Consider the following 16,257-nt stretch of genomic DNA (forward strand, 5'->3'; position numbering starts at 1 on the left):
GGAAGAAAACCGTCGCTCAGACCAGCGCCACGATCAGCGGGCCCAGCAGGGTGAGGAACACGTTCGCCAGCGCATAGGTGATGGCGAAGGGCACGGTGGGGGTGGTGTTCTCCGCCTTGTCCAGCACCTCGCCGAAGGCCGGGTTGGCGCTGCGCGAGCCGCTGAGCGCGCCCGCGAAGATGGCGGTGTTGGTGTAGCGCAGCACGTAGCGGCCGAACAGCATGGTCAGCAGCATCGGCACGATGGTCACGACCACGCCCACGCCGAAGATGGTCAGGCCCAGCTGCCGCACGGTCTCCACCGCCTGCAGGCCCGACTGCAGGCCCACCACGACCACGAAGCCCGCCAGGCCCAGGTCCTTGAGCAGCTGCACCGCGCCCGGCGGCAGCGCGCCGAAGCTCTGCTTCTTCGCGCGGTACCAGCCGAACAGCAGGCCGGCCAGCAGCGCGCCGCCGCCCGAGCCCAGCGTGAGCGGGATGCTGCCCAGCTTCACGCTCAGCAGGCCGATCAGCAGGCCCACCACCAGGCCGGCGCCGAGGTAGACGAAGTCGGTCTTGGCGCTCGGCACGATGGTGTCGCCGATGGTCGCGGCCACGCGCTTGACGTCCTGCTCGGCGCCGTAGATCGACACCATGTCGCCCACCTGCACCACCGTGTCGGGCCGCATCGCCAGCACGTTGCCCATGCGGCTCAGCTGCACCACGAAGATGCCGTGGCGCACGCCGCCGGCCGTGGCCTCGCGGATCTGGGCCACGGTTTTCTTGTCGAAGGCCTTGTTGGTCAGCACGATCTCGCGCTTGAGCATGGTGAGCTCCATGCCCTCGACCGCATAGACCTCGCGCCCGAGCAGCGGCGCGCTGGCCACCACCGCATCGCGCCGGCCCACGGCCAGCACCGTGTCGCCGCGGTGCAGCACCAGCGCGGGGCTGGGCTCGATGAGCTTGCCCGCGCGTTTCACGCGCTCGATGGTGATGGTGGTGGCCGGGTCGGCGTTCTCGATGTCGGCGATGCTGCGCTGCGGCTCGTCCACCAGCTCGTAGATCCGGCCCACCAGCGAGGGCGCGGCGTCTTCCTGGTCGGGGCCGAGCACCTTCACGCCGGCCTGCATGGCGGTCTCGGCCGCGATGGCGTCGTCGCGGATGGTGCGGCCCATGAGCTTGGGCAGGATGTTCACGCACACCAGGATCGCGCCGAAGGAGCCGAACACGTAGGTCACGGCATAGCCTACCGCCACGTTGCCCTGCAGCCGCGCGGTCTCGTCGGCCGCCAGCCCCAGCTTGGCGATGGCGTCGCCCGCGGTGCCGATGATGGCCGACTGCGTGAGCCCGCCCGCCGCCACGCCGGCCGCCAGCCCCTTGTCGAGGCCGAAGACCTTGGCCATCACCACCACCGTGGCCAGGCCGGTGAGCGCCATCACCGCGGCCAGCACGATCTCCTTGACCGACTGCCGGCCCAGCGAGCTGAAGAACTGCGGGCCGCTCTCGAAGCCCACCGCATAGATGAACAGCGCGAACAGCACGGCCTTGACGCCGCTGTCGATCTGCACGCCCACCTGGCTCACCAGCACCGCCACCAGCAGCGAGCCGGCCACGCCGCCGAGCTGGAACTTGCCGAACTTGATCTTGCCGATCGCGTAGCCCACCGCGAGCGACAGGAAGAGCGCCATCTCGGGTGATTTCTTGAAGAGCTCGTGCAGCCATTCCATGGGTCGGTTCCTTGGGGTTGAAGAGGACGGATCAGGGATGAGGGGGCGGCAGCATGCCCGCGAGCGCCACGATCAGCGGGCCCATCAGCGGCAGCACCACGTTGGAGATCGCGTAGGTGATGGTGTAGCCCAGCAGCGGCGTGGTGTTGCCGGCCGCGTTCTGCACCGCGCTGAGCGCGGGCGTGCTGCATTGCTGGCCGGCGATGGCGCCCAGCAGCACGGGCGCTTCGAGCTTGAGCAGCCTGTGGCCGACGAACAGCGACACGCAGGCCGGCACGATGGCCACCGCCACGCCCACCAGCGGCAGCGCGATGCCGAACTTGCGCACCAGCGACACCGCCTGCGGGCCCGAGGCCAGGCCCACGCAGGCGATGAAGGTGGCCAGGCCCAGGTCCTTCATCAGCGCCAGCGCATCGGGCGGAATGCTCAGCCGGTGCGGGTGGCGCGCCTGGTACCAGCCAAAGGCCAGGCCGGTGAGCAGCGCGCCGCCGCCGGTGCCCAGCGAGAAGGGTACGCCGCCCAGCGTGAGGCCGAAACCGCCGATGAACACGCCCAGCAGGATGCCCATCGAGGCGTAGCTGAGGTTGCTGTGCGAGGAGGCCAGCACGCGCTCGCCGGTGCGCGCGACCGCGTCGTTCACCTCGGCGACCGGCCCGTAGAGCTTGACGATGTCGCCGCGCTGCAGCGCCATGGCGGGCAGCAGCGGCATGGTGCGGCCATCGCGCAGCAGGCCGATGAGCTGGACCTGCGGCGGCATCGCGGCGTGCAGTTCGTGCAGCGTCCGGCCCGCGGGGACGCGCCGCGTGAGCACGACCTCGGTGGTCTCGACCACGGCGTCGAAGGCCGCGGTGTCGGCGAACTCGCGGCCCAGCAGCTCGGCCACGCCCACCAGCACCTCGCGCCGGCCGATGGCGAGCACCCGGTCGCCGGTGCGCAGGCGCAGCGTGGGCTCGACCGGCAGCGGCTGCCCGCGGCGCATCACGCGCTCGATCACGGCGCGGCCCTCGAACAGCGCGCTCAGCGTGCCCACCGTGCGGCCGCGCCCCTGCGACACCTCGTACACGCGACCGATCATCTCGGGCGTGGCACTGGCGGCGGCCGCGTCCTCGGCGCCTCCGCCCAGCGTCTTCCAGAGCCGGTCGGCCTCGGCGCGCAGGTCCACGCGCAGCAGCAGCGGAAAGACCTGGCTGGTCGCCACCACGATGGCGATCAGGCCGAACACGTAGGTGATGGAGTAGGCCGTGACCACGTTGGCCTGCAGTTGGCGAATGGCGTCGGCGGGCAGCGCCAGCTTGGAGAGGGCGTCGGTGGCCGTGCCCACCACGGCCGATTCGGTGGCCGCGCCGGCCATCAGCCCGGCGGCCGTGCCGGGGTCCAGGTGCAGCCACCAGGCCGCGGCCAGCACCAGCGCGAGCACCACCACCACCTCGACCAGGCACAGCAGCCCCAGCCGCAGTCCCTTGGCATCGAGGTTGGCGAAGAACTGCGGACCGCCCGCATAGCCGAGCGCGAAGATGAACAGCATGAAGAAGGTGTTCTTCACGCTGTCGGCGAGGTGGATGTCGAACTGGCCCACGGCCAGCGCCGCGATCAGCGTGCCGCAGATGCCGCCCAGCTGGATCGGGCCGAAACGAATCCGGCCGACCGCATGGCCCAGGGCCAGCACCAGGAACAGGGCGATCTCAGGCTGCCTCTGGAGCAGCGCGATGCCTTCCGAAACCAAGCCCGAAACGTTCAAGACGGAACCCCTCGCAAGCACCAGGCCCTGCTCGGGCGGCAGGAGGGCCTACCCCGGCCGATGCATGCATGGCCGGTGTTGAAGTTGTTGGCGAAGGACGATAAACCAGAATGTGAATCAAATGCAAGAAGCTTGGGGCAGCCCGCGTCACGGCGGGGGGTAGGGCGTGCCCAGGTCCCAGCGCGACTGCCAGTGCGCGAGGTACCGTTGCGCGACCTCGGGCATCTCGCGCAGCACCACCACGTTCTCGGAATTGGCGGTCTCGGCGGAGGGCGCGAAGTTGAAGGAACCGGTCTCGACCGTGTGGCCGTCGACGATGATCACCTTGTCGTGGTGCAGGTGGAAGCGGTCGTTGGTGCGCAGCGCGATCGCGTGGCGGGTCACGGTGTCCATCGCCGCCCGGCTGGCCTTGCCGCGGTTGCGCTTCGCGTCGACCACGATGCGCACCTCCACCCCGCGCTGCTTGGCATCGACCAGCGCCTGCACGATGTCGGGCGCCTGGAAGGCGTAGGCCAGCATCTGGATGCTGTGCGTCGCGCTGCCGAGGGTCTTCAGCACCAGCGCCCGCGCCGAGCCTTCGGGCGAGAAGCCGACCTCGATGCCGGGTTCGGCCAGGGCCAGGGCCGGGAGGTGGAGCAGCGCCGCCAGCGCCAGGGAGCGGAAAGGTGTCATGCGTGCGGATCTTGCGCCATGCGGCAGCGCACGGCGTCGGGATGAGGAGGAAAAAGGTGGCTGTTCCGCCGGACAAGGCATTTCGCTGCGCTGCGATCCCGGTGGTCCCGCCGGTTACGCCGCCGTGATGTGCCCCGCACGAGCTCGCGTTTCAGCGGCCCGCCGCCCGCCATTCCTCCACCAGCACCGCGATCAGTTCCGCCACCGGCAGTTCGCGGATCATCGACACGCCTTGCCCCGCCCACTGCGCGGCGAACTCGCTGTTGCCCTTGGCGGCGGCCGCGGCCGTCAGCGACTTGGCGGCGTCGTAGGCGATCGGGTAGTCGGGCAGCGCGGCCAGGGCCCGGGCGTCGGCATCGAGGTAGAGGCGGTTGGGGATGCCGCGCGCGGCGCGGCCCGAGAGCGTGGCGGTCACGGCGGTGCGGGGCGCGGACTTCAGGGCCGCGCGGTAGCTCGCGTTGGCCGCCGACTCCGGGCACAGCAGGAAGGCCGTGCCCAGCTGCACGGCCGAGGCACCGAGCTGCAGCGCGGCGGCGATGCCCTGGCCGTCCATGATGCCGCCGGCCGCGATCACCGGAAGCTTCGAACGGCGTGCGATCGCGCGCACCAGCGCGAAGGTGCCGATCTGCGGATCGCCGCCTTCGGGATCGAACACGCCGCGATGGCCGCCGGCCTCGTAACCTTGGGCGACGATCCAGTCGATGCCCGCGGCCTCGATCTGTGCGGCTTCTTCCAGCGAGGTGGCGCAGGCGGCCAGCACGATGCCCGCGTCGTGCAGGGCATCGATCCATGCCTGTGGCGGCAGGCCGAAATGGAAGCTCACGACGGCGGGGCGCTCGGTCAGCAGCATGTCGAGCATCTCGTGGTCGACCGTGAAGCTCTTGTAGATCTCCTTCAGGCCGGCCGGCGGCGTGGCGCCGAATTCCTCGAAGCGCGGGCGCAGCAGCGCGAGCCAGGCCGCCTCGCGCGCCGGGTCGGCGACGGCGGGCCGGTGGCAGAAGAAGTTGACGTTGAAGGGCTTGTCGGTCAGCGCGCGCGTGGCCGCGATCAGGGCCCGGGCCTGCGCGGGCGTGCTGGCGCCCAGGCCCAGCGAGCCGAGCGCGCCGGCGTTCGACACCGCGGCCGCCATCTCGGGGGTCGAGACGCCGGCCATCGGCGCCTGCACGATGGGAAGCGAGAGCTGGAGTGGCGCGAGGGCGTTCGAGGCTGGCATGTCGAGTTCCTTGAATGGGATGGGCGGTGGATGTATGATCTCTATAAGAGAACAAGTTTGCTTTATACATCTCTTTTAAGGAACGATGTGGAACACGCGACGCTGGAGATCTTTTGCGCGGTGGCCGAGGAACTGAGCGTGACCCGGGCCGCCCAGCGCCTGGGCCGGGTGCAGTCCAATGTGACGACACGGGTGCAGCAGCTGGAAGAGGAGCTGGGCGTGGCGCTGTTCCTGCGCGACAACAAGCGCATGACGCTGTCGCCCCAGGGCGAGCGCTTCCTGCACTACGCCAGGGCCATGCTGACGCTGGCCGAGGAGGCGCGCCAGGTGCTGCATCCCGCGGAGCCCACGGGCGTGCTGCGCATCGGTTCGATGGAGAGCACGGCGGCCAGCCGCCTGCCCGAGCCGCTGGCGGCCTACCACCGCCAGTTCCCCAAGGTCCGGCTGCGCCTGTCCACCGGGCCCTCGCGCCAGCTGGTCGCGGCGGTGCACGGCCGCAGCCTGGACTGCGCCTTCGTCGCGCTGCCGCCGGTGGCCGAGGGCGATGCGGCGATCGACCTGGCGGCGCTGGGCCTGGCGTCGGTGCCGGTGTTCGAGGAGGAACTGGTGCTGCTGCTGCCACCCGGGCATGCGCCCGTCCGGCAGGTCGACGAGATCGCGATCCGCTCCGTGGCGGCGTTTCCCAGCGGCTGCACCTACCGGCTGATCACCGAACGCATCCTGGCCCGCGGGCCGGCGGTGGCGCCGCTCGATGTGCAGGAGATGGGCTCCTACCACGGCATGCTGGCCTGCGTGGCCTCGGGCGAGTGCGTGAGCCTGATGCCGCGCAGCGTGATCGAACTGATGGGCAAGCCCAAGGGCATGCGCGAGCTGCCGGTCACGACGATCGACACGGTGCTGGTCTGGCGCCAGGGCTACGAGACGCCGGCCTTCGAAGCGCTGCGCGCGCGGGTCGGCACCGCTTCCCGCTAGGCGCTGCGCCATGACGACCGCATCGACACCCCTCGCCGCGCGGCCCGCGCTCGGTCCCGCGCTGGCCGCCTCGCTGGTCCTCGCGATCGGCATGGGCTTCGGCCGCTTCGCCTTCACCGGCCTCTATCCGGCGATGGTGGGCGACGGTCTGCTCACCGTGCACGGCGGCACGCTCGCGGCCTCGGCCAACTATGCGGGCTACCTGCTGGGCGCGCTGCTCATCAGCCAGGCGAAGCCCGCGCAGGCGCGCAGCCTGTGCCTCTGGGCGACGGTGGGCAGCATCCTGTGCATGGCGCTGCTCGGCCTGCTGCACTCGGCCGCCGCGATCATCGCCGTGCGCGGGCTGGCGGGCGTCTGCAGCGCGGTGTCGATGGTCGCGGCCTCGCTCTGGCTGCTGCAGCACATGGGGCACGGGCACGGCGCGCCGATCCTCTATGCGGGCGTGGGCGTGGGCATCGTGCTCTCGGCGGAGCTGATCGCGCTCGGCCACCGCGCGGGCCTCGCGAGCCCGGCACTGTGGATGCTGCTCGCGGCCGCGAGCCTGGTGCTGGCCCTGGCCGCATCGCCGGCCCTGGGCCTGCCGCCCGACCCGGCACAGGCCGTCGATGCGCGGCCCGAGGAGCGCGCCGCCGGCAGCGGCACGCCGCGCGCGCAGGCGATGCGGCTGATCGTCCTCTATGGCCTGGCCGGCTTCGGCTACATCGTGACCGCGACCTACCTGCCGCTGTTCATCAAAGGCGCACTGGGGCCGGTGGACCCGATCCAGGTCTGGGCCGTGTTCGGCTTCGGTGCCGTGCCCTCGTGCTTCTTCTGGCACTGGTTGCGGCTGCGGCTGGGCACGCGCCACAGCCTGGGCCTGAACATGGGGGTCCAGGGCATCGGCGTGGTGCTGCCGGTGTTCAGCCACAGCGCCGCGGCCTACCTGCTGAGCGCCTTCCTGGTCGGCGGCACCTTCGTCGGCACCGTGACCATCGCGATGCCGGCCGCGCGCCGCGTGGCCCATGCGGTGCGCTTCAACATGATGGCCGTGATGACCGCGGTCTACGGCGTGGGCCAGATCGTCGGCCCGCTGGTGGCCAATGCGATCCTGGCCTCGACCCAGTCCTTCACCGGCTCGCTGCTGGCGGCGGGCGGGGCGCTGGCGGTGGCGGCCGTGCTGAGCGCGGGGCTTTGACGGCACTTGTTTCCAAGTGCTTCTAACATGAGGCCCTTCAAGATCTCTTCCGAGGAGACTGCCGTGTCCACCGCACCCACGCTCGACCTGAGCCGCTTCGCCCGCCATCGCCTGCTCGAGGGTCCCACGCCGATCCAGCACCTGCCGCGCATCAGCCGGCAGCTCGGCGGGGTGGAGATCTTCGTCAAGCGCGACGACCTGACGGGCCTGGGCGGTGGCGGCAACAAGCTGCGCAAGCTCGAGTTCCTGATCGCCGAGGCGCAGGCCGCGGGTGCCGACACCCTCCTGACCGTCGGCGCGCGCCAGTCGAACCACGCGCGCCTCACCGCCGCGGCGGCGGCGAAGGCGGGCCTGGTTTGCGAGCTGGTGCTGACGCGCTCGGTACCGCGCGATGACGAGGATTTCGTGCACAACGGCAACGTGCTGCTCGACGGCCTGCTGGGCGCCACGGTGCACGACGTGCCCGATCCGGCCGCGGCCATGCCCTTCCTGCAGCACCGCTCGGCGTCGTTGCGGGCCGCGGGCCGCACGGTGTACGTCGCGCCTTTCGGTGGATCGTCGGCGGTCGGGTGCCTGGGCTATGCGAATGCCGCGGCGGAGATCCTGTCGCAGGCCGAAGCCCTGGCCACGCGCTTCGACCGCATCGTGCTGCCCAACGGCAGCGGCGGCACGCAGGCCGGCCTGGTGGCCGGGCTGCTCGCGATGGGCCGGGACCCGCGGGTGGTGCAGGCGTACACCGTGCTGTCGCCGGCCGAGAAGGCCCATGGCCTGACCTGGGGCCTGGCGCAGCAGACGCTCGAGCGCCTGCAGCCCGGCCGCAAGGTGCCGGCCGATGCCATCGTGCTCGTCGATGGCCAGATCGGCGGCGGCTACGGCCTGCCCACCGACGGCATGCGCGAAGCGGTGCGCACCATGGCCTCGCTCGAAGGCCTGCTGCTGGACCCGGTCTACGGCGGCAAGGCCTTCGCCGGTCTGCTGCAGGACGTGCGGGCCGGCAAGTTCGCCAAGGGCGCGAAGCTGCTGTTCCTCATGACCGGCGGCCTGCCGGGCCTGTTCGCCTACCGGCGCGCGTTCTGAAGCAAGGACCCGGGGGCCGCGCATGGACCGTATCGACGCGATGAAGGTCTTCGTCGCGGCGCTGGACGCGGGCAGCCTGTCGGCCGCGGGCCGGCGCCTGGGCCGATCGCCCGCGGCGGTCAGCCGCGCCATCGCCTTCCTCGAGCACCATGTGGGCACCGAGCTGCTGCACCGCACGACGCGCGCGCTCAAGCTCAGCGAGGCGGGCGAGCGCTACGCCTTCTCCTGCCGCCGGATCCTGGGCGAGCTGGAGGAGGCCGACCTGAACGCGGCCGGCGAGCGTGCCGCGCCGCGTGGCACGCTGACGCTCAGCGCGCCGCCCATCAGCGGCGAGCAGATCCTGCAGCCCATCGTCGATGCCTACCTCGATGCCTTTCCCGGCGTGTCGGTGAACCTGGTGCTGCTCGACCGGCCGGTCAATTTGGTGGAGGAGGGCATCGACGTCGCGTTGCGCGTGGGCGAGCTGCCCGACTCCTCGCTGGTGGCGCTGCGGGTCGGCGGCGACGTCAAGCGGGTGGTGGTGGCGGCACCGCGCTACCTGGCCGCGCACCCGCGCATCGTCGAGCCTTCCGACCTGCTCAAGCACCGCATCGTGACCACCACGCACTTCGGCCACGACAGCTGGATCTTCCCGCCGCTGGCCGGCAGCGCGGTGCCGCGCACGGTGCACTTCAAGCCGCGGCTGGTGGTCAACAGCGTGCGGGCCGCGCTCGCCTCGGCGGTCGCGGGCCATGGCGTGACGCGGCTCTACACCTACCACGTGGCCGAGCGCGTGCGCGACGGCTCGCTGCAGATCCTGCTGCGCGAGGCCGAAGCCGCCGCCATGCCGGTGCACCTGATCGTGCCGCAGGGGCGGCTCTCGGTGCCGAAGGTGCGGGCCTTCGTCGACTTCGCGGCGCCGCGTTTGAGGGCCGAGTTCGCGCGGCTGTCGGCCGAGGCCGGCGCGGTCGGCGCCTAGGCATTCTTCCCTTTTCTGCAAAGCTCCTCGTCGCAGGTCGACGCTTCTCGCGGCGAGGCCCGGCGCCCAGAATTTCCGGACGGTTCCCACGGGCCGCCGGCGGCAATCACGCCAGCCGGAAGACACCTTCGAGGACATCATGGGCATCGAACAGAAAGTCGCCATCATCACGGGCGCATCCCAAGGCATCGGCGCGGCGCTGGTGAAGGCCTACCGCGACCGCAACTACCGCGTGGTCGCCACCTCGCGCTCGATCCGCCAGGGCGCGGACAGCGACGTGGTCGCGGTGGCCGGCGACATCGGCGAGGCCGCGACCGCCGAGCGCGTCGTGCGCGAAGCCATCGCGCGCTTCGGCCGCATCGACACGCTGGTCAACAACGCGGGCATCTTCACCGCCAAGCCTTTCGTCGAGTTCACGGCCGAGGATTTCCAGGCCAACATCTCGACCAACGTGGCCGGCTTCTTCCACATCACGCAGCGCGCCGCGGCCGAGATGCTCAAGCAGGGCTCGGGCCACATCGTGAGCATCACGACCAGCCTGGTCGACCACGCGGTCGCGGGCGTGCCGACCGTGCTGGCCAACCTCACCAAGGGCGGCCTCAACTCGGCCACCAAGGCGCTCGCGATCGAGTACGCGGCCCGGGGCATCCGCGTGAACGCGGTCTCGCCCGGCATCATCAAGACGCCGATGCATACGCCGGCCACGCACGACTTCCTGGCCGGCCTGCATCCGGTCAAGCGCATGGGCGAGATCCAGGACATCGTGGACGCCGTGCTGTTCCTCGAGTCGGCCGGTTTCGTGACCGGCGAGATCCTGCACGTGGACGGCGGCCAGAGCGCCGGGCACTGAGGCCGGGCCATGCCATTCGTCACCATCCAGGTCACGCGCGAGGGCAGCACGCCCGGGCACGATCGCGTCACGGCCGAAGAGAAGGCCCGGCTCATCGCGGGCGTGAGCCAGCTGCTGCTGGACGTGCTGCACAAGCCGCTCGACGCGACCTTCGTCGTGGTCGAGGAAGTCGAACTCGACAACTGGGGCGTGGGCGGGCTGCCCGTGGCCGAGTACCGGCGGCGGCAGGCCAGGCCGCCCGGTTGAGGCCTACGGCGCCTGCTCGCAATGCGCCACGAAGCGCTGCAGGTTGGCCGAGAAGCGCTTCTGCTGGTGATGCACCCGGTAGAAGCGCCGTGTGAGCCGCGGCAGCGTGGTGTGCAGCACCACCAGCCGGCCCAGCGTCACCAGGTCCTGCACCGCGCACAGCGAGAGGCAGGCCAGGCCCAGCCCTTCGGCCGCGGCCTGCTTGATGGCCTCGGTGCTGCCGGGCTGCAGGTCGACCTGCAGGTGGTGCAGGTGCGGCAGCAGCGCCTGCTCGACCGCCTCGCGCGTGCCCGAGCCTTCCTCGCGCAGCAGCCAGCGCGCCTGGCGCAGCGCCTTGAGCGGCACGCGCGCCTGTGCATCGCCTGCCGCCAGCGCATGAGAGGGCGAGGCCACGATCACCAGCTCGTCTTCCAGCCAGGGCACCACGCGCAGCTCGCTCTCGTGGCAGGGGCCCTCGATCAGGCCCAGGTCGACCTCGAGCCGCGTCACCGCGGCCGCCACATCGCGCGTGTTGCCGATCACCACGTCGATCGCGGTGCCCGGCCAGGCCTGGAGGTAGCCGGCCATCAGCGAGGGCAGCAGGTAGTTGCCGATGGTGGTGCTGGCGCCGATGCGCAGCCGCGTCGCCACGCCGGCCGTGGCCTGGCCGAACTGGTCTTCGATCTCCTGCGCGCCGTCGAGCACGGCGCGCGCCTGGGGCAGCAGCGCGCGGCCGTTGTCGTTGAGCAGCAGGCGCTTGCCGATGCGGTCGAACAGTTGCGCGCCGAGCAGGTGTTCGAGCTCGTTGAGCGCTCCGCTGGTGGCCGACTGCGACAGCGCCACCCGCAGGCCGGCCGCGGTGGTGCTGCCGGTGTCGGCCACCGCCGTGAAGATCAGCAGCTGGCGCAGCGTCAGCCGCACCGGGTGTTCCTTATTACCGGTTTCATGGGTACGTTATAGCTGAACTATCTGTTTGCCGGATAGGTCGCCAGCCGCCAAAGTTCGGCCATGCCATCCGCGAGCGATGGCCGGAGAACCGAATTGCCACCCGCCACCCATGCCACGACGCTGCCGACCGAAGCCCCTGCCGTGGCGCCTTCCTACCTGCGCCGCATGGTGCCGGGGCTGGTGCTGACCGGCGCGATCGCGTTCGCGGCCATCCACCTGGGGCAGTTCGGCTGGCTGCAGGCCCACGGCATCAGCCCGCTCACGCTGGCGATCGTCCTGGGCATGGGGATCGGCAACACCGTCTACCCGCGCATGGCTTCCACGGCCGGCCCGGGCGTGGGCTTTTCCAAGGCCAACCTGCTGCGCCTGGGCATCGTGCTCTACGGCCTGCGCCTGACCTTCCAGGACATCGGCGCCGTCGGCTGGACCGGCGTGGCCATCGACGCCACGGTGCTGTGCAGCACCTTCGGCCTGGCCTGTTTCCTCGGCACGCGGGTGTTCGGCCTCGACCGCCAGACGGCGATGCTGATCGGCGCCGGCAGCTCGATCTGCGGTGCCGCGGCGGTGATGGCCGCCGCGCCCGTGGTGCGGGGCCGGGCCGAGCAGGTGATGGTGGCGGTCGCCACGGTGGTGGTGTTCGGCACGCTGGCGATCTTCCTCTACCCGGCGCTGTACCGGCTCGATGCGCAGTACGGCCTGGTCGGCCTGTCGCCCACGGCCTACGGCGTGTTCGCGGGCTCGACCATCCACGAGGTGGCGCAGGTGGTGGCGGCGGGCCGCGCGGTCGGCGAGCAGGCGGCCGACACGGCGGTGATCGCGAAGATGGTGCGCGTGATGATGCTCGCGCCCTTCCTGATCCTGCTGTCGGCCTGGCTGTCGCGCGCCGACGCGAAGAACGCCGGCGGCGCGGATCCGGGCCGGGGGCGGATCGTGGTGCCCTGGTTCGCGCTGGGCTTCGTGGCGGTCGTGGGGCTGCACTCGCTCGCGCTGCTGCCCGCGGCCGTGGTCGCGCACGCGATCGAGGTCGACACCGTGCTGCTCGCGATGGCCATGGCCGGCCTGGGCCTGACGACCCATGTCTCGGCGATCCGCAAGGCCGGCTTCAGGCCGCTGGCGCTGGCGGCCGTGCTGTTCGCCTGGCTGGTGGGCGGCGGGCTGGCGATCAACCTGGGGATGGGCGCGCTGCTGGCGCAGCCCTGACCCCACGGCAGGGCTCAGGCCGCGGCGGCCTGCTGCGTCGGGCAGCGCTTGAGGCGCTCGATCAGCCAGCGGCCGGCCGGACCCGGCGGCGCGGCGGTCGGATAGACCGCGGACATGGGCAGGATCAGGCCGCCGGGCGGCACGTCCTCGATCGACAGTTCGACCAGCCGGCCTTCGGCGATGTCGCGCTGCACCGTGTGCAGCGGCATGCCGCCCCAGCCGAGACCATTCAGCAGGAAGGCGTGCTTGGCGAACAGGTCGGCCAGGCGCCAGGTCGAGGACGACATCACGCCGAACTCGCGGCCGGCCGAGAGCTCGGAGCGGTCGGTGAGCACGAGTTGCACATGCCTGGCCAGTTCCGACTTCGGGACCGTGCCCTGGAATTGCGCCAGCGGATGGTCCCGCGCCGCCACCATGCCGAAGGCGATACCGTTCAAGCGCTCGCCGCTCAGCGATGCCGGCATGATCGGCAGCGAGCCGACGATGCCGATGCTCGCGCTGCCGTTCAACACCGGCTGGTACGCGCCGCCCAGCGCCTCGACGAAGAGCCGCAGCGGCGTGCCGGGGAAGTGCTCGCGGAAGGCCTTCGCGGCCTCGGTGATGGCCTCGATCGGGAAGAACACGTCGACCACCACCGACAACTCGGGCTCCAGGCCCGAGGCCATGCCCTTGGCGCGCGCCTTCATGAAGTCCACGCCCGAGACGATGCCGCGGGCGTCGGCCAGCAGCACCACGCCGGCGGGCGTCAGCTTGGGGTAGCGGCCCGAGCGGTCGAACAGCGTCACGCCGATCTGCGCCTCGAGGCCGCTGACCAGGTCGCTGACCACCGATTGCGCGCGGCGCACCTTGCGCGCCGCGGCCGAGAAGCTGCCTTCATCGACCGACGCGATGAAGGTCCGGAGTTGATCCAGCGAAACACCGTCGAGCACCACGTCTCCATCTGTCGGCCAGGGCCGGGGGTAGGGAGCGGAATATAGCGGCAGTGCCGCGATCGTGTCGGGAGCGCGCACCGGAAGCCTCCATCGGCCATGCCGATGGATCGCATCGAAAAATCACGGCTGTTCAGAGGGCGCCAGGCTTGGAAAACTACGCCATCCCTGTCGATCAACTTTTTTTTCGGACCCGCTTCCATGACCCTCCTTCCGCTCCCCGCCCGCCTGCTCCAAAGCCCTTCGCCGGCCGCGGCCTGAGCCGCGCATCCTTTTCCCCACCGAAACAACCCCATGCAAAAGAACGCCAACACGGTCGCCGCCATCGGCCGCATCCTGATCGCCGTGATCTTCATCCTGAGCGGCATCGGCAAGCTCGGCGCGCCCGCCGCCACCCAGGGCTACATCGCCTCGGTCGGCCTGCCGCTGCCGCTGCTGGGCTATGGGCTGGCGGTGCTGGTCGAACTCGGCGGCGGCCTGCTGCTGCTGGTCGGGTTCCGCACCCGCGCGGTCGCCGCGGTGCTGGCGCTGTTCACGCTGGCCGCCGCGCTCTTCTTCCATTCGCACCTGGCCGACCAGAACCAGTTCATCCATTTCGTGAAGAACCTGATGATCGTCGGCGGCCTGTTGCAGATCGTGGCCTTCGGCGCCACCGCACTGAGCCTGGACGCGCGCCGGCTTCGCCTGCGGACGGCATGAAGGGCGCATGACGAGCACCCACACCATGGAGATCGGCATCGACAGCTTCGCGGCGATCCTGCCGGACCCGGCCACCGGCCGGACCCCGTCGCCGACCGAGCGCCTCGCCCACCTGCTGGAGGAGGTGGCGGTGGCCGACCGGGGCGGGCTCGACGTGTTCGGGATCGGCGAGCACCACCGGCCGGAGTTCCTGGACTCGGCGCCGGCCATCCTCCTGGCCGCCGCCGCGGCGCGCACGCAGACCATCCGCCTGACCAGCGCCGTGACGGTGCTGAGCGCGGCCGACCCGGTGCGGGTGTTCCAGGAATTCGCGACGCTGGACCTGATCGCCCAGGGGCGCGCGGAGCTCGTGGTGGGGCGCGGCTCGTTCAACGAGGCCTACCCGCTGTTCGGGCTGCAGCGCGAGGACTACGACGCGCTCTTCGCCGAGAAGCTCGAGCTGCTGCTGAAGCTGCGCGAGACTCCCCACGTGCACTGGTCCGGGCGCTACCGGCCCGCGCTCACCGGGCAGGGCATCTACCCGCGTCCGCACCAGCCGGTGCTGCCGGTCTGGCTGGGCGTGGGCGGCACGCCGCAATCCTTCGCGCGGGCCGGCACGCTGGGCCTGCCGCTGATGGTGGCGATCATCGGCGGCGAGTTCCGCCGTTTCCGGCCCTTGGTCGACCTCTACCGCGAAGCCGGCCGGCGCGCCGGGCATGGTCCCGGCCAGCTCCGGGTCGGCGTGCACGCGATCGGCTTCGTCGGCGCGACCGGCCAGGAGGCCAGGGACGCCTTCTTCCCGGGCTGGCAGCACATGTTCACCGAGATCGGCCGCGAGCGCGGCTGGCCGCCGGCGACGCGCGCGCAGTTCGACGCCCTGTGCGGCCCGGGCGGCGCCTTCCTGATCGGCGATCCGCAGAGCGTGGCCGGCAAGATGCTCGCGGCCAGCGCGGTGCTCGGCGGCGTCTCGCGCATCACCTTCCAGATGAGCTCGGCCTCGCTGGCGCACGAGGCCATGAAGCGCTCGATCGAGCTGCTGGGCACCGAGGTGGCGCCGCTGATGCGGCGAGCGACGTCGGGCCTAGCCTGAAGCGTCGCCGACGGTCGCTGTCGCCGCGCGCGACATCCAGCCGACGAATTCGTTCAAGCGCTCGACGAAGGCGTCGGCGGGCGCGGTGGGTTCGCCTGCCTGATCGAGGAAGAAGCGCATCGGCTGCGCCATCGACGGATGCTGCCGCAGCAGCAGGGCCGCATGCGCCTCGAGCGTTTGCGGCCAGTCGCGGTCCTGCTCGGTGCGCAGCACGCTGGTCGACCGGATCAGCTTGCGCGCGGCCTCGCGTTGCAGGCGCCGTGATTGCGTGAGTTCGTCGGCGTCGCCGATGCGGCGCGCATAGGCGGCCAGCGCCGCTTCGAAGTCGCCGTTCACGGCCAGCGCGATGGCACGCGACGGCCGCAGGCGTTCGAAGCGCGCCGAGAGGTCCTCGCCCCAGAGCCACCGGCATTCGTGCCGGAGCCAGTAGCCCCAACTCGGACGGCTCTTCGGTGCGAGCACCTCGGCCCGCGTGCCGAGGTCGAAATCGATCTTCGAGACCTCGGGGTGCCGCGCCTGCAGCGCGTGCCGCAGGTCTTCGAGAAGCGCGCTGTCGTCCGCGCTGGGGGGCTCGCGAAGCACGAGGCTCAGGTCCAGGTCCGACAGGCCGGGCCGGGCGCGGCCGTGCGCAACGCTGCCGTAGAGGTAGAGGCCGTCCAGCGCGGCGCAGCGGCCGGACAGCGTCGTGACAAGGTCCTCGACCACGCTTCGGAACTCCGGTTGAAGCGGGCGGTCCGGCACGGTCAGGATGAAGCCCTCGGCATCGACGCCGTCAGGAAGAGGTTTCGCCATCGGGCCATTGTGCGCGGCAGTCTCCCCATCCGCCGC

General features: G+C 71.2%; 16 protein-coding genes. 9 read left to right on the forward strand and 7 right to left on the reverse strand.

Features of this window, described 5'->3' with window-relative positions:
- Positions 1–16: 16 nt before the first annotated feature.
- The 4 genes from aspT (QTI20_RS04225) to QTI20_RS04240 all read right to left on the reverse strand — a co-directional run bounded on the left by aspT (QTI20_RS04225) (position 17) and on the right by QTI20_RS04240 (position 5,328).
- A complete protein-coding gene (gene aspT, locus QTI20_RS04225) occupies positions 17–1,705 on the reverse strand; it encodes an aspartate-alanine antiporter (protein ID WP_286549934.1) in 1,689 nt (562 codons plus the stop codon).
- Between the two features lie 31 nt (positions 1,706–1,736).
- Complete coding sequence (aspT, locus tag QTI20_RS04230; RefSeq protein WP_286549932.1) at positions 1,737–3,443, reverse strand: aspartate-alanine antiporter; 1,707 nt, start codon at positions 3,441–3,443, stop codon at positions 1,737–1,739.
- 147 nt (positions 3,444–3,590) lie between these two features.
- Positions 3,591–4,115: a phospholipase D family nuclease gene (locus QTI20_RS04235; RefSeq protein WP_286549931.1), complete on the reverse strand. Its 525-nt coding sequence runs from the start codon at positions 4,113–4,115 to the stop codon at positions 3,591–3,593.
- Positions 4,116–4,266: 151 nt separating this feature from the next.
- Complete coding sequence (locus tag QTI20_RS04240; protein ID WP_286549929.1) at positions 4,267–5,328, reverse strand: NAD(P)H-dependent flavin oxidoreductase; 1,062 nt, start codon at positions 5,326–5,328, stop codon at positions 4,267–4,269.
- A gap of 87 nt (positions 5,329–5,415) precedes the next feature.
- Between QTI20_RS04240 and QTI20_RS04245 the strand changes: the two genes are divergently transcribed.
- From QTI20_RS04245 to QTI20_RS04270, 6 genes are all read left to right on the forward strand, one after another.
- The gene (locus QTI20_RS04245; protein ID WP_286549928.1) at positions 5,416–6,300 is read left to right on the forward strand and encodes a LysR family transcriptional regulator; all 885 of its coding nucleotides are present in this window, start codon (positions 5,416–5,418) and stop codon (positions 6,298–6,300) included.
- Between the two features lie 10 nt (positions 6,301–6,310).
- Complete coding sequence (locus QTI20_RS04250; protein WP_286549925.1) at positions 6,311–7,474, forward strand: YbfB/YjiJ family MFS transporter; 1,164 nt, start codon at positions 6,311–6,313, stop codon at positions 7,472–7,474.
- 63 nt (positions 7,475–7,537) lie between these two features.
- A complete protein-coding gene (locus tag QTI20_RS04255) occupies positions 7,538–8,551 on the forward strand; it encodes a D-cysteine desulfhydrase family protein (RefSeq protein WP_286549922.1) in 1,014 nt (337 codons plus the stop codon).
- A gap of 22 nt (positions 8,552–8,573) precedes the next feature.
- Positions 8,574–9,509 carry a LysR family transcriptional regulator gene (locus QTI20_RS04260; protein ID WP_286549920.1) on the forward strand — a complete coding sequence of 312 codons (936 nt, stop codon included), beginning with the start codon at positions 8,574–8,576 and terminating at the stop codon, positions 9,507–9,509.
- Positions 9,510–9,648: 139 nt separating this feature from the next.
- Positions 9,649–10,359, forward strand: a complete 711-nt coding sequence (locus tag QTI20_RS04265; protein WP_286549918.1) for an SDR family NAD(P)-dependent oxidoreductase — start codon at positions 9,649–9,651, stop codon at positions 10,357–10,359.
- A 9-nt stretch (positions 10,360–10,368) separates the two neighbouring features.
- On the forward strand, positions 10,369–10,605 hold the full coding sequence (locus tag QTI20_RS04270) for a tautomerase family protein (RefSeq protein WP_286549917.1): 237 nt from the start codon (positions 10,369–10,371) through the stop codon (positions 10,603–10,605).
- A gap of 3 nt (positions 10,606–10,608) precedes the next feature.
- On the opposite strand, the gene QTI20_RS04275 is transcribed toward QTI20_RS04270, so the two are convergent.
- Entirely contained in the window at positions 10,609–11,505 is an 897-nt protein-coding gene (locus tag QTI20_RS04275; RefSeq protein WP_286549916.1) for a LysR family transcriptional regulator, read from the reverse strand.
- A 192-nt stretch (positions 11,506–11,697) separates the two neighbouring features.
- Between QTI20_RS04275 and QTI20_RS04280 the strand changes: the two genes are divergently transcribed.
- Positions 11,698–12,732: a YeiH family protein gene (locus QTI20_RS04280; RefSeq protein WP_286550993.1), complete on the forward strand. Its 1,035-nt coding sequence runs from the start codon at positions 11,698–11,700 to the stop codon at positions 12,730–12,732.
- Between the two features lie 14 nt (positions 12,733–12,746).
- On the opposite strand, the gene QTI20_RS04285 is transcribed toward QTI20_RS04280, so the two are convergent.
- Positions 12,747–13,661, reverse strand: coding sequence for a LysR family transcriptional regulator (locus QTI20_RS04285; RefSeq protein ID WP_286549914.1), 915 nt, complete (start codon positions 13,659–13,661; stop codon positions 12,747–12,749).
- 294 nt (positions 13,662–13,955) lie between these two features.
- On the opposite strand from QTI20_RS04285, the gene QTI20_RS04290 reads away from it, so the two are divergent.
- Both QTI20_RS04290 and QTI20_RS04295 read left to right on the forward strand, forming a co-directional pair.
- Positions 13,956–14,360, forward strand: a complete 405-nt coding sequence (locus QTI20_RS04290; RefSeq protein ID WP_286549913.1) for a DoxX family membrane protein — start codon at positions 13,956–13,958, stop codon at positions 14,358–14,360.
- Positions 14,361–14,367: 7 nt separating this feature from the next.
- The gene (locus tag QTI20_RS04295) at positions 14,368–15,429 is read left to right on the forward strand and encodes an Atu2307/SP_0267 family LLM class monooxygenase (protein WP_286549911.1); all 1,062 of its coding nucleotides are present in this window, start codon (positions 14,368–14,370) and stop codon (positions 15,427–15,429) included.
- On the opposite strand, the gene QTI20_RS04300 is transcribed toward QTI20_RS04295, so the two are convergent.
- Complete coding sequence (locus QTI20_RS04300; protein WP_286549910.1) at positions 15,421–16,221, reverse strand: nucleotidyltransferase domain-containing protein; 801 nt, start codon at positions 16,219–16,221, stop codon at positions 15,421–15,423. The two genes, QTI20_RS04295 and QTI20_RS04300, sit on opposite strands and share 9 nt — an antisense overlap.
- Positions 16,222–16,257: the final 36 nt, after the last annotated feature.

It is taken from the genome of Variovorax sp. J2P1-31 (assembly GCF_030317215.1).
Classification (GTDB): Bacteria; Pseudomonadota; Gammaproteobacteria; order Burkholderiales; family Burkholderiaceae_C; genus Variovorax.